This window comes from Vibrio sp. 10N.286.45.E10 (genome assembly GCF_002874195.2).
Taxonomy (GTDB): domain Bacteria; phylum Pseudomonadota; class Gammaproteobacteria; order Enterobacterales; family Vibrionaceae; genus Vibrio; species Vibrio crassostreae.
In genome coordinates, this window is sequence record NZ_MCWD02000001.1 from 531657 (window position 1) to 545743 (window position 14087).

Annotated in this window: 10 protein-coding genes; 3 read left to right on the forward strand and 7 right to left on the reverse strand. The window is 45.1% G+C overall.

All coding sequences use genetic code 11. From position 1 onward, the window contains the following. Positions 1–49: 49 nt before the first annotated feature. A complete protein-coding gene (locus BCU34_RS02300; protein ID WP_102479135.1) occupies positions 50–937 on the reverse strand; it encodes a TraB/GumN family protein in 888 nt (295 codons plus the stop codon). A gap of 404 nt (positions 938–1341) precedes the next feature. Here BCU34_RS02300 and BCU34_RS02305 point away from each other — a divergent pair, with 404 nt between their 5' ends. Together BCU34_RS02305 and BCU34_RS02310 are read left to right on the forward strand one after the other, a co-directional pair. Beyond that, positions 1342–3993, forward strand: coding sequence for a beta-N-acetylhexosaminidase (locus BCU34_RS02305; protein WP_102480682.1), 2652 nt, complete (start codon positions 1342–1344; stop codon positions 3991–3993). A gap of 533 nt (positions 3994–4526) precedes the next feature. Next, positions 4527–5183: an oligogalacturonate-specific porin KdgM family protein gene (locus tag BCU34_RS02310; RefSeq protein ID WP_019824160.1), complete on the forward strand. Its 657-nt coding sequence runs from the start codon at positions 4527–4529 to the stop codon at positions 5181–5183. Positions 5184–5430: 247 nt separating this feature from the next. On the opposite strand, the gene BCU34_RS02315 is transcribed toward BCU34_RS02310, so the two are convergent. Both BCU34_RS02315 and BCU34_RS02320 read right to left on the reverse strand, forming a co-directional pair. Then, positions 5431–5871, reverse strand: coding sequence for a DUF411 domain-containing protein (locus BCU34_RS02315; RefSeq protein WP_102480681.1), 441 nt, complete (start codon positions 5869–5871; stop codon positions 5431–5433). Beyond that, on the reverse strand, positions 5861–8644 hold the full coding sequence (locus BCU34_RS02320) for a copper-translocating P-type ATPase (protein WP_102480680.1): 2784 nt from the start codon (positions 8642–8644) through the stop codon (positions 5861–5863). Before BCU34_RS02320 ends, BCU34_RS02315 begins: the two co-directional genes overlap by 11 nt. Positions 8645–8975: 331 nt before the next feature. Here BCU34_RS02320 and gltX point away from each other — a divergent pair, with 331 nt between their 5' ends. After that, positions 8976–10403 (forward strand): glutamate--tRNA ligase, encoded by a 1428-nt coding sequence (gene gltX, locus BCU34_RS02325; protein WP_102480679.1) that lies wholly within the window; start codon positions 8976–8978, stop codon positions 10401–10403. Between the two features lie 84 nt (positions 10404–10487). On the opposite strand, the gene BCU34_RS02330 is transcribed toward gltX, so the two are convergent. Genes BCU34_RS02330 through BCU34_RS02345 form a run of 4 tightly spaced genes read right to left on the reverse strand, consistent with a single transcriptional unit; the run spans position 10488 to position 14086 of the window. Then, positions 10488–11711: a beta-ketoacyl-ACP synthase gene (locus BCU34_RS02330; protein ID WP_048669164.1), complete on the reverse strand. Its 1224-nt coding sequence runs from the start codon at positions 11709–11711 to the stop codon at positions 10488–10490. After that, a complete protein-coding gene (locus BCU34_RS02335) occupies positions 11708–12433 on the reverse strand; it encodes a 3-ketoacyl-ACP reductase FabG2 (protein ID WP_102480678.1) in 726 nt (241 codons plus the stop codon). Before BCU34_RS02335 ends, BCU34_RS02330 begins: the two co-directional genes overlap by 4 nt. Beyond that, on the reverse strand, positions 12430–12894 hold the full coding sequence (locus tag BCU34_RS02340) for a hotdog family protein (RefSeq protein WP_102480677.1): 465 nt from the start codon (positions 12892–12894) through the stop codon (positions 12430–12432). The genes BCU34_RS02335 and BCU34_RS02340 overlap by 4 nt, the downstream gene beginning before the upstream one ends. Further along, on the reverse strand, positions 12887–14086 hold the full coding sequence (locus BCU34_RS02345; protein ID WP_102480676.1) for a beta-ketoacyl-[acyl-carrier-protein] synthase family protein: 1200 nt from the start codon (positions 14084–14086) through the stop codon (positions 12887–12889). Before BCU34_RS02345 ends, BCU34_RS02340 begins: the two co-directional genes overlap by 8 nt. Between the last annotated feature and the right edge of the window lies 1 nt (position 14087).

Sequence of the window (14087 nt, forward strand, 5' to 3'; positions counted from 1 at the left end):
GTTATTAGATAATGCTTATATTAGGAGAAGGTCATGGCTTCGAGTTGAACTAGCTGTCGTCACTAATCTCAAATTGACACTGAGCCTGTTGGCTTTGTGATTGTTGTGTGACATTAAAACCTTTCTCTTTTAACAACTGCAAAAGGTTACCTTCGCCAACTAGGTGCAAGGCACCAACCACAATCAAGTAGTTCCCTTTTGAGTCGAGTTTCCAATCATTGGCTGCTAGTTTGTTTGCCCAGTCTAGGTTTCGATCGGCTAAAAATGCTTTCTCTAGTTCAGGCGACATCTCAGAGAGCTTTGCGAAGGCTTCCAGTTTTGCTAAATCACCCGCCTTCCAGCTTTCTATTAGGCAATGAACCACACGATCAGTTTGGTCAAATTCCTCAAGGCTACTGACTAACCACTCCTTACCGTCGTCCTTCTGTTTTGTCATCAAGTCTATTTGGAATTGAAGAGGCTCTAAGCTGATCACCGGGACATCTTGGATAGTCGCTTTGTAAGCTAGCGTCGTATCAACGCCTCCTGCGGACCCATAACCAAGATTTTTTAACTGCTGCATCTGTATGGAAAGAGATGTCGCCCAAGGCGGTGAGCTAAGCAGTTGTTGCGTCGGCATATCCAATGATTTTGAGATGTCGATTAATAATTGCAGCTGTTCTTCATTGAGTACATCGGCTGTAGTGAGTTTGTTGCGGGGATATACAACGCCATCAGATTTTCTGATATCCGTTTCGATAACTAACCCATCACTGTTTTTTAGCGTGTCGGTGATCGCTGAAGGAAGTGGGTACATACTCTCGTCCCCAACGTGCACAGAACCTAAGATAGTGAGTGTCAGTTCATCCTTTTTTGCTCGCCAATAAAGAGGCTCGGCGAGCGCTTGCCTTGCTGAAAAAGCGAAAACGAATAAAACCATGTACCAGAGTGGGCGCAAAGGGAGCTCCTTTAGGAAGTATTAAACTCGTTAAAATCGATTTTGACGGTGTTTTTTAACGGTTTTTTTTGAGAACGATGTCACGTTGTTTGTACGAAAAGTATAACAATACGCTGAAACTCTAAATCCTTTCTGACTACCAATGACACGATTTTATGAAATCGGTAAAAAAGATTGTGATTCATTTCTCAAATTTTACGTCAAAATTAAAATGACGGAAGTGTCGATGCTTGTAACTTGATGATTTTATTTAAATTAAATTTATCAATATTTTTGAGATTTGAAGCCGATCACTTTATTAGCTCGATTTAATTCACGGTAAAAAATAAGCCCATATAGTTTATCTAACTTTCGAAGCGCTCCAATTTGCTTCTTACTCAATTTTTAATTTATGGGTGAATACGATGTTGAAGAGAAACTTACTATCTGTAGCGGTATTGGCTGGCCTAACAGGTTGTGCAGTAACGCAAGCACCAGAACAAAAAGTAGTGAATGCACTGGCTGATAATCTTGATGTTCAGTACGAAATTCTAACTAACCATGGTGCGAATGAAGGCTTGGCTTGTCAGGACCTAGGTGCTGAATGGGCGTCATGTAATAAAGTGAACATGACGCTAACCAATGACGGTGAAGCGATTGACTCTAAAGATTGGAGCATCTACTTCCACAGTATTCGTCTTATTTTAGATGTTGATAATGAGCAATTTAAGATCACTCGCGTTACTGGTGACCTTCACAAGCTAGAACCTACTGAAAAATTTGACGGCTTTGCGGCTGGTGAAGAAGTGGTTCTTCCGTTAACGAGTGAATACTGGCAACTGTTTGAAACTGACTTTATGCCAGGTGCATTCGTGACGGCGCCAAACGCAGAACCTAAGATGATTGCATCATTGAATACAGAAGATGTTGCATCGTTCGTAACCGGCCTTGAGGGTAATAACCTTAAGCGTACGCCTGATGATAATAACGTAATGGCGACAGCGGTGACGCGTTTTGAAAAGAATGCTGATCTAGCAACTCAAGATGTATCAACAACGCTATTGCCAACGCCAATGTCGGTAGAAGCGGGTGAAGGTTCAGTAAGTATTGCTGGTGGTATTGCTTTACCAAAAGACGCATTCGACGCTGATCAGTTCGCTGCAATTGAAGAACGTGCAGATGTGGTAAACGTAGATGTGAGTGGTGACCTTCCTGTAAGTGTTGCCGTTGTTCCTACTCAGTTTACGGGTGATTTAGCAAAATCTGGCGCTTATGAACTAAGCATCTCGGAAGAGGGGATTGCGATTAAAGCGTTTGATAAAACGGGTGCTTTCTACGCAGTTCAGTCTATTTTTGGCCTAATAGATAGTCAGAACGCTGAATCATTACCACAACTGTCGATCAAAGATGCACCGCGCTTTGATTACCGTGGTGTGATGGTGGATGTAGCTCGAAACTTCCACTCAAAAGATGCCATCCTAGCAACGCTAGACCAAATGGCGGCATACAAGATGAATAAACTGCACCTTCACCTAACAGATGATGAAGGCTGGCGTTTAGAAATTCCAGGTTTACCAGAGCTAACGGATGTAGGGTCTAATCGTTGTTTTGATTTGGAAGAGCAAAGCTGTTTACTGCCTCAGCTAGGGTCAGGTCCAACAACAGACAACTTTGGCTCTGGTTTCTTTAGTAAAGCGGATTACGTCGAGATCTTAAGCTACGCAAAAGCGCGCAGCATCGAAGTAATTCCAGAAATTGATATGCCAGCACACGCTCGTTCTGCTGTGGTGTCGATGGAAGCGCGTTACACTCGTCTAATGGCGGAAGGTAAAGAAGCGGCAGCAAATGAATACCGCTTGATGGATCCACTAGATACATCGAACGTAACCACGGTTCAGTTCTACGATAAGCAAAGCTTCATTAACCCATGTATGGAATCTTCGACGCACTTTGTTGATAAAGTGATCTCTGAAGTGGCAGCAATGCACCAAGAAGCGGGTGTTCCGCTAACGACTTGGCACTTTGGTGGCGATGAAGCGAAAAACATCAAGTTAGGCGCTGGCTTACAAGATATTAATGCAGAAGATAAAGTGGCTTGGAAAGGTAACATTGACTTGTCTAAGCAAGATAAGCCATTCCAACAGTCTCCACAATGTCAGAAATTAATTGCAGACGGTACAGTAAGTGATTTCGGTCACCTGCCAAGCCACTTTGCAGAAGAGGTGTCTAAGATTGTTGCTGAGAAGGGTATTCCAAACTTCCAAGCTTGGCAAGATGGCCTTAAGTACAGTGAAGGTGAGAATGCGTTCGCAACAGAAAACACACGCGTTAACTTCTGGGACGTTCTTTACTGGGGGGGCACATCATCAGTGTACGAGTGGTCTAAGAAAGGTTACGACGTGATCGCTTCTAACCCAGACTACGTGTACATGGACTTCCCATATGAGGTTGACTCGAAAGAGCGTGGTTACTATTGGGGTACTCGTGCAACCGATACTCGTAAAATGTTTGGTTTTGCACCAGAGAATATGCCTCAAAACGCGGAAACATCTGTAGACCGCGATGGCAACGGCTTTATTGGCAAAGGTGAAATCGAAGCGAAACCTTTCTACGGTCTATCAGCACAGCTTTGGTCTGAGACAGTACGTAACGATGAGCAATATGAATACATGGTGTTCCCTCGCGTACTAGCAGCAGCAGAGCGCGCATGGCACCGAGCAGATTGGGAAAACGACTACAAGGTTGGCGTTGAATACTCTCCAGAAACTAACCTAGTGAATAAGCAAGCGCTAAACAGCGACTTCAATCGCTTCGCCAATATCGTGGGTCAACGTGAACTGGCTAAGCTTGAAAAAGCGGGCATTGATTACCGACTACCCGTGCCGGGCGCTCTGGTTGTGGATGGTAAGTTAGCGATGAACGTTCAATTCCCAGGTGTAGAGCTTCAATACTCAGCAGATGGTGAAAAGTGGCTAACGTATGATGAGCAACAACGTCCATCGGTCTCTGGTGAAACTTACATCCGCTCTATTTCAGAAAGTGGTGAGAAAGTAAGTCGAGTTACCTCAGTTAAATAATCGATAAGCACTATTAGTAAAAGAGCTCCTGACCTTTATCTTATTCAAGATAAAACGGGAGCTCTTTTTGTTTGATGCGAATTAGGTGTTTATCCAAAACTGAAATATATAGAAATCGCCTTTGTTTATATCGTCAACAATGCACATAAGGTGACTTTAATCCCAAAAGTGACGCGCTTCTCATTATTCTCTTCAAAAAATAAGTCCCCTGTAAAAAACTCTAAATCAGATGTGATTCAACTATCTGAATCTAATTTTTCTTCATGAAATAACGTGATCCCGATCTGTATATTTTTCCATCTTGAGTTTTTTATCAATTTTTATGTTTTTAAATTATTGATTTTAAAGAGTTAAATAACTTGTCTTTTTTTGATAGTGAGAGGGATCACTCTGTTGCCCCTTTTATTTTGAAACGCAAATTAATTCGAGCAACATAGATTTCATGCCAGGGAGGCGACCAACTACTCAAGCGGTGAAGGTGAATGATGTACCGAAGATATGCCGCTGAAAAAATCAAACTAAGGCAGTTTACTATGAAAAAAATTATCGCTCTAAGTGCTCTTTCTCTTGCTTTCGCTTCTAGTGCTTTTGCTGGTTCTTCTTACGTTACAGGTAACGTTCAATTTCACTCTGATTTCCAACCAAACGCTACGTCTACGCTAGAAGCGGGCCACACGTTTGATTCAGGTACAACGCTACTAACAGAGTTTGATGGTATCTCTCTTGGTAAGTACGACAACGACGCAATCCAAGATAGCGGTCTAGGTAACTCTCCATACATCACTCTTGGTGTTGAGCAGATGTACAACATCAACGACAACCTATGGGTTGCTGCTGGTTACCACCACCTACTAAACAACGGCGAAACGGTTCAGTATCGTCCATTAGTTAAGATCGGTTATAACTTCGACAACGGTATCTCTATCAGCAACCGTACTCGTTACCACGCAATGGAAGACAGCAAAGCTGACGACCAAACTCGTTTTGATAACCGTATCGGCTATGCAGTAAATGCTGAACTAGCGCTTAGCTACAACAACGTATACGTAATCAGCGATGCTGACAACACAATGGACCACGAGCTTCGTGCTACATGGACTCGTCAAGGTGTTCAACCTTACTTTGAGTACCGTAACCAAGCTGATAATGCTAACAACGCATTCGTATTCGGTGCTTCTTACGGCTTCTAAGCTGATTCGCTTAGCTGTTTAGTCGATTCGATTATTAGCTGAATGAACTTCTTTGTTAAATAGCTTGCTAGCTAATTAGCGAGGGGAACATAGCGGCACTAACAGCCCGGTTAGTGCCGCGACAAGATTTGCTTTACTGTCCAAAAGCAAAGAGCCTAGCAAGTAAACCACAGTCTTGGGTTTACTGAATGCTAGGCTCTATTTTTATGACTTCTTTTTTATAGTTGTGTGTTGGTCTGTTTAGGTTCTATTTCCCGTTGTAGTGACGGTATTCAAACACCTGACCTTTTTCATTAAACGCATACACAGAATACTCGTCTTTCTTATCGCCATACTCCATGCCTGGTGAGCCCATTGGCATACCCGGAACCGCCAAACCAATCGCATTACGTGGTGGGTTTTCTAAAAAGGCTTTTACGTCTTCTGCTGGAATGTGACCTTCAAATACATAACCGTCGATCTCTGCGGTGTGGCAAGAAGACAGCTCTTGTGTTACGCCTAACTTTTGCTTGATAGGGTTCATATCATCGTGGAGCTTCTCTGTTACATCGAACCCGGAATCACGCATATGCTCCGTCCATTCAGTGCAGCAGCCGCAATATGGAGATTTATGGTTTAGCACATCAGTAGCCAAAGCCTGTCCTGAAATTGCAGCGAGTGCAGTAAGAGTCATAACTTTACGAATCATGGTTAACCTCATGAATATGGTTATTATTGATATTAGAATGAGTGGGTTTGAACAATCTCAGCCTGTTGGCGTTGCTTACCACAGTAATTGACGACATCGCCATTGCTGCACCTGCAACTACTGGGCTAAGCAAAAATCCAAAAAGTGGGTAGAGCACACCGGCTGCTATTGGAATGCCTAGCGAGTTGTAGATGAAGGCACCAAATAGGTTTTGCTTCATGTTTCTTACGGTCGCTTGAGATAGCTCGATCGCGTTGCTTACAGACAGTGGCGACGAGTTGAGGAGTGTCATTTGTGCACTTTCAATTGCAACATCACTGCCACTGCCCATTGCGATACCTATGTCGGCCTGAGCAAGCGCTGGTGCATCGTTAATGCCATCTCCAACCATAGCCACACTCTTATATTGTTGTTGAAGCTGAACAATATGCTGAGCTTTCTGCTCTGGTAGTACTTCCGAGATAACCTCATCAATACCGACGCTTTTGCCAATCGCTTGAGCAACAGAATCGTTGTCGCCTGTTAATAGCACAGTGTGAATTCCGGCGGATTTTAGTTGAGCAATGGCTTGTGTGCTATCTATTTTTAACGCGTCTGAAATGCCTAATATGCCTACCAGTTTTTGGTCGATGACTACGAAGATTGGCGTCCATGCTTGTGTACGGCAAAGTTCGATAAAGTCACGGCCTATTTGAGTATCAATACCAAGTTGGGTTAAGTATTTAAGAGAGCCGACTTGGACGTGTTTTCCGTTAATGTTGGCTTGTACTCCAAGGCCTCGGCGGTTTTCAAAGTCGCTGTGTGGGAGTGCTGAAACATGCAAGCTCTCTGCATATTGGCAAACGGCTTTGGCGAGTGGGTGCTCAGATCCTACTTCCACTGAATAAGCGTAAGCCAGTAATTCCCGTTCCGTTAGATTAGGGTAAAACGCCTGCTGAACGCTTGGTTTACCTTGGGTTAGAGTGCCTGTTTTATCAAATACAACAGCATCGATTTTGCTTGCAGATTGCAACACATCGGCGTCTTTGATCAGAACGCCAAACTCAGCCGCTTTACCAACGCCGACAGTAATCGAAAGCGGTGTGGCTAAGCCTAATGCACATGGACAAGCGATGATCAGCACAGTGGTCGATACAACAAGCATGTAACTGGCACTTGGCTGTGGGCCTACAAAAAACCAAACTAGGGCTGCAACAGCTGCGATCGCGACTACAACTGGTACGAAAATGGCAGATATAGAATCGGCTAGTTTCGCAATTGCTGGTTTGCTGCTTTGTGCTTGGCGAACCATTTGAATGATTCTAGCCAACATGGTGCTTGAGCCAATTCCTGTCGCTTCAATAACTAAGCTGCCATCACCATTAATAGTGCCCGCTGAAACGCCATCACTCATCGATTTAACGTTGGGAAGTGGTTCACCGGTCAACATGGATTCATCGATGTAAGACTCACCCGATACCACAACACCATCAACTGGCACTTTCTCACCCGGTTTGACGCGTACTTGCATGCCTACTTGGATAGCTTCTACAGCAATAGTTTGTTCTTTGCCATCGACAATCACCACCGCTTTTTGAGGTTGTAGGTTAATCAAAGCTTGTAGTGATTTTGTGGTGCGAGCTTTGGCTTTGGCTTCAATGTAGTGGCCCAAAGAAATTAGACCAACGATCATCGCACTCGCCTCAAAGTAGACATGGCGAGAGGCCTCAGGGAACCATGACGGAATCAACACAACTAGCATGGAGTAGAACCATGCTGCGCCTGTACCCAAAGCAACTAACGTATCCATGGTCGCGCGCTTGTGCATCAGTGATTGCCAAGCATTGGTGAAGAAGCTACGACCTGAAGTGGCTAGCAGTACCAAACAGACGACACCGATTAAGCCCCAAGCCAATTGGTCGTTAAATGTAGCAATAGTCATGCTGCCACCAAACAGACCCCACGCCATCAGCGGAGCACCGATAAGCAGCGCGCTTACCGAATTTTTTAGGAAAGCTTTTTGGGTACGAAGTTGTTGTTCTTGCTGTTTTTGTTGTTGAGTCGCCGCGTCATCAACGAACTCTGCACCATAACCTGCGGTTTTTACGGATTCTATTAGCGCGCTTTCGATGACGTCTCGTGTTTTAGAGGTGAAAACTAAGGCTGTCTGTTCTGCGAGATTGATCTGAGCTTGGTCGACGAACTCATTCTTTTTCAGTGCTTTCTCTACCGAAGAAACACAACTCGCACACGTCATTCCCTCAAGAACAAGGTGATAGGTATATTGGCTAGCAGCAGGTTTATCTTGTGTCGGCTCCACTGGCGCTGTTTTTTTATCGTATTCTGAATCTGAATTAGATAAAGGCTCATTAACTTCTGAGTAGGAAGCCGCGTGATAACCCACGCTTTCGATCAACTCAATAAGCTCGGGTTCTGAAAGCTGAGTAACCAAGGACAATTCATGTTTGCTGATTTCTAGGTCTGAGATTTGCTCGGTTTGTTCAAGTGCTTGAGTCAGCTTGCTAACGCACTTACCGCAGCTAAGACCGGATAACGAAAGGTGCAGTTTATTGCCCATGCTATAACCAAGCGTCGCCAACTGTTCGTTGAGTTGAACGTAATTAAATGGAGTCGAAATATCGATGTAGGTCGGCGATATATCATTGATCGTCGTGTTGTCGAGATCAGCAAACAGGGTGCGGACTTTCTTCGCACAACCCATGCAATTTAAGCCGTTGAGCGCGGTTGTGTAGTGGTTCATATCGATACTCCAATTCTCATCTACGCCTAACATAAACCTTCCCGTAAGGGTAAGGTCAAACATAAATTCAAGAATTTGATCTTAGTGGTGCATTAGCTGGTGGATTCAATTTGGGAATGAGAGAGGGGAATAAAGAATGTGCGACTATAATCTACAGGCTAATACCATCGATTTGCTACTTTGAAGACGTAATTAGTCTTTCAATAACAGCTTTCGTACAACAACAGTGCATTAATCATTCACTACTGATTGTAGATTTAAGCGGTGGTGATAAAATAGCGCCCAAAATTTAGTGATATTTTTCTGTTACAGGCTTTGTAATGGCGAGCACTAAAAGAATCACCTACATAATCAAGGTATTTAAATGACGGTTAAAACTCGTTTTGCTCCTAGCCCAACTGGCTATCTTCACGTTGGTGGTGCACGTACTGCACTTTACTCTTGGCTATTCGCTAAAAACCAAGGCGGTGAATTCGTTCTACGTATCGAAGACACAGACCTTGAGCGTAACTCTCAAGAAGCGGTTGATGCAATTCTAGAAGGCATGCAATGGATGGGTATGGAATGGGACGAAGGTCCTTACTACCAATCTAAGCGTTTTGACCGTTACAACGAAATGGTTGATAAGCTACTTGCTGAAGACAAAGCATTCAAATGCTACGCGTCTAAAGAGCTGCTTGATGAAATTCGTGCAGAGCAAGAAGAAAACAAAGAAATGGCTCGCTACGATGCTAACCACCCTAAAATTGTTGCAGCAAACGAAGCAGCAAAAGAAGGCGATGCGTGCGTTATCCGTTTCCGTAACCCTAAAGAAGGCAGCGTAGTATTTGATGACCAAATCCGTGGTCGCATTGAAATCGCAAACAGCCAACTTGATGACCTGATCATTCGTCGTACAGACGGTGCACCAACTTACAACTTCGTAGTAGTAGTGGATGACTGGGACATGGGTATCACACACGTTGTTCGTGGTGAAGACCACATCAACAACACACCTCGTCAAATCAACATCTATGAAGCACTAGGCGCGCCAGTTCCAACGTTCGCTCACTGTGCAATGATTCTTGGTGATGACGGTGCGAAACTTTCTAAGCGTCACGGTGCTGTTTCTGTAATGCAATACCGCGATGAAGGTTACCTACCAAATGCATTAAACAACTATCTAGTTCGTTTAGGCTGGTCTCACGGTGACCAAGAGATCTTCTCTCAAGAAGAGATGATTGAATTCTTCAGCCTGAACGCTATCAGCAAGTCTGCTTCTGCATTCAACACTGATAAGCTACTTTGGTTGAACAACCACTACATCAAGACATCTGAGCCTGAGTACGTTGCAAAATACCTGCAATGGCACCTAGACGCACAGAAGATCGATGCAACAAACGGTCCAGCTATCACTGAAGTGATCAAGCTAGTTGGCGAGCGTTGTAACACGCTTATCGAACTTGCTGAGCAATCTCGTTACTTCTACGAAGATTTCTCTGAGTTTGAAGCTGGCGCAGCGAAGAAGCACCTACGTGGTGTTGCTAAAGGCCCGCTAGAGCTTGCGCTTGCTAAGGTTGAAGCGCTTGAAGATTTCACGACTGCAAACATCAAAGACGGTGTGATCGCAGCAGTATGTGAAGAGCTAGAGATCGGCATGGGTAAAATCGGTATGCCACTTCGCGTAGCAGTAACAGGCGGCGGTCAGTCTCCTTCTGTTGATGCAGTGATGGAGCTTGTTGGTAAAGAGCGCGTAATCGCTCGTATCAAGATGGCTCTTGAGTTCATCGCTGAGCGTGAAGCTAACGCTTAATTTGAGCGATTGATAGAATCAAAAAAGGGTCAGTAACTTGGTTACTGGCCCTTTTTATTTACTTAGCGTTTTATGTAGCTAAGCTTAGACTTTCTTGAAGATGATAGAGGTGTTGATTCCACCAAAAGCAAAGTTGTTGCTCATCAAGTATTCAACATCCAATTCGCGACCTGAGCCCGTGATGTAATCGAGCTTGCCGCACTGTTCATCGACATTCTTAAGGTTTAGGGTTGGGCTGAACCAACCGCTATGCATCATCTCTAGGCTGAGCCACGCTTCAATTGCACCACACGCACCAAGCGTATGGCCAAAGTAACTCTTAAGAGAGCTGATTGGTACTTCACCAAAGATATTCGCTGTCGCGTTACTCTCTGCAATATCACCTTTTTCAGTCGCAGTACCGTGCGCAGAAACATAGCCAATCTTCTCAGCTGGAAGTTGTGCGTCTCTCAATGCTTTCTCCATACAGATTTGCATGGTTTCCATCTGAGGTTGAGTCACATGAGCCGCATCACAGTTGCTCGCAAAACCTATGATTTCTGCGTAGATCTTTGCGCCACGAGCAACAGCATGTTCGTACTCTTCAAGGATCAGGGTTCCAGCGCCTTCGCCGATAACCAAGCCATCACGCTCGCTGTCGTATGGGCTAGGGGATTTCTTGGGTGTGTCGTTTTTTAAACTGGTAGCGAAAAGGGTATCGAAAACGGCAGACTCAGTTGGGCATAACTCTTCACCACCACCGGCAACCATTACGGTTTGGTAACCATGCTTGATCGCTTCATAGGCGTAACCAATGGCTTGGCTTCCTGAAGTACAGGCGCTGCTGGTGGGAATCACGCGGCCACGCAGACCAAAGAACAGACCTACGTTTACCGCGGCTGTGTGTGGCATCATCTGTACGTAAGTGGTAGCTGTGATTGCTCGTGTCGACTTCTCGTTCAGCATTACTCCGAAAGCACCAACCGCATCGGTACTGCCAGTTGAAGAGCCGTAAGCGATACCCGTTTCGCCATTGGTCAATATATCGTGACCAATTAAGCCGGCTTGCTCCAATGCATTCTCAGTCGCAACGGTAGCTAGGCGTGATACACGGCCCATGCCACGCACTTGCTTACGCTTGTAGTGTTTAGGAAGTTGGAAGTCATCAATAGGCGCGGCAAGCTTAGTGTTGAGACCGTCATATTGCTCGAAGCTTGGCATATATTGAGTCGCATTCTCACAGGCCTTTAGCTTAGGCTCTATCTGTTGCCAGTCGTTACCAAAAGCAGTAACACCAGACATTCCTGTTACAACAACGCGACGGGTCATACTAAGCCTCCATTTACTGAAATCACTTGGCGAGTTACGTAGCCTGCAATATCAGACATTAGGTAGCTGACTAGGCCGGCTACTTCTTCAGGCTCGCCCATGCGGCGCAGTGGTACTTGAGGAAGCGCATGATCTTTCACGTGTTCGTCAACCATGCCAGTGTCAATTAGGCCAGGAGCGACACAGTTTACCGTGATCTTGCGTTTTGCGAGTTCTAGAGCAAGAGACTTAGTCGCGCCAATTACACCAGCTTTTGCTGCCGCATAGTTAGTTTGACCGCGGTTACCCATAATGCCTGATACCGACGCTAGAGTGACGATACGGCCACCTTTACGCTTTTGAACCATAGGCATTACACAAGGGTGAAGTACGTTGTAGAAGCTATCTAGGTTGGTATGGATCACACCATCCCACTCTTCTTCCGTCATCGCGGGGAATGCAGTGTCACGAGTAATGCCCGCGTTGTTCACTACACCATAGTAAGCATCATGTTCAGCGATATCAGACTCAAGCTTTTCGCGACACTCGCTGCGGTTGCTGATATCAAATTGGATAAGACGTCCAGCGCCACCTTGCTCGGTGATCGATTGTAGAGTCTCCTCAGCACCTTGCTTGTCACCCATGTAATGAACGGCGATTTCAAATCCGTCTTTCGCGAGTTGAATAGCGATCGCTTTACCAATGCCTTTGCTGGCACCAGTGACTAAAACCTGACGGGTCATGATGGGCTCCTAGTTTTCATTTCTTGTAATTTTTGTTCGGTTGGCACGTAAACATTGAGTTGGCATTGAGCTACCAACTCGCCTTGGTCTTCGACTCTTGCGGTAAATACGGCCATGCCGCTGTCTTCCATAAGCTGTTCGGCATAGATATCAAGGGTCTGACCTTGAGTAAACTCATCACACAGTGATTTATAGCGACGAGAGCCAAGCAGAAAACCGATAGGGGGAGTGGTGCCGCTTTTCAGCGCATGGTATCCAGACCACGCCGCTACAGACTGCGCCATAAACTCGATGCCAACATAAGCTGGGACCGTTTGAGATTCGGCGTCAAAGAACAGATTATGGTCACCAATATCGACCTGACAGTGGATCGACAACGCTTCTACGCTGATAGCACGATCGATTAATATCATCGGATCATCGTGAGGGAGAAGTTGGTCTACAGAAGGGATATCAGTCATTTACTACACCAAAAATCAGGCTAATGTTGTTGCCACCAAAAGCAAACGAGTTGCTTAAGATGTTCTTTGCTTTAAGTTTCTGTGAACAGTTTACCAAATCAATCTCAATATCTTCAGCTTTATCCTGACATTTTTGTAAGGGAAGCGGTAAGTCATATTTCAAAATATGCCACGCAATTGCAGCCTCAATCGCACTTGCTGCGCCTAGAGTATGCCCGGTCAGCGGTTTGGTAGAACTGACGGGAACCTTGTTTGCAAAAATACGATGAATGGCTTTACTTTCCATCGAGTCATTGAGTGGCGTTGCTGTACCATGTGCATTGATATAACCAATGTCTTCTGCGTTTAACTGTGCAGAATGTAACGCTTTTTTCATTGCTTGTTCAGCACCATTGCCTTCAGGGTGAGGCGCTGAAATGTGGTGTGCATCAGAGCTGTCCCCACAGCCCAATAAGGCAATGTTTGACGTGTCTTGTGCTGCATTAACACCGGCTAACTTTGTTTTGCTGAGCAACATAAATGCCGCTGCTTCTCCTATGTTGATACCATCTCGGGTTGCACTAAATGGCTTACAATGTGTTGTTGAGAGTGCTTCAAGGCCGTGGAAACCATTGAGTGTCAGCTTACACAAGGTATCCACACCACCCACTAACACGGCATCAGCTATACCTGAATCTAATAAGCGCTGGGCGGTCAGAAATACGCGGCCACTGGATGAGCAAGCCGTAGATATTACGTAGTTTGGCCCCGTTAATGCGCAATACTGGCTAACGAACTCTGAGGTATCACCAAGCTCTTGTTTTGAGTAATGGTAATCTGCTGGAAACTCGCCGTTTGCCAATTTTTGTTTGAAGGCTGCTTCACCATCGGAGATCCCAGAGGTGCTGGTGCCAATAACAACAGCAATTCTATCTGCGCCAAACTGAGATTTGGCTTGCTCGATAGAATCTTCAATTTGGTGAAGAGCCGACAGCGCCAGTTGATTGTTGCGAGTGGCGTATTGCGTAAGATCTGAAGGAATCGGTGGTAGTTCACCTGCGATCTGACCAACGACAGTATGTTTACCATCGTTCAGTATATCGTGCACTTCGACCATATTTGATTCACGCTCGTCTTTCAGACAGCCATGAATATCGGTAACCTCAGAGCCTAGCGCTGAGTGGAAACCACAGTCTTGGATGTAAATAGGCATA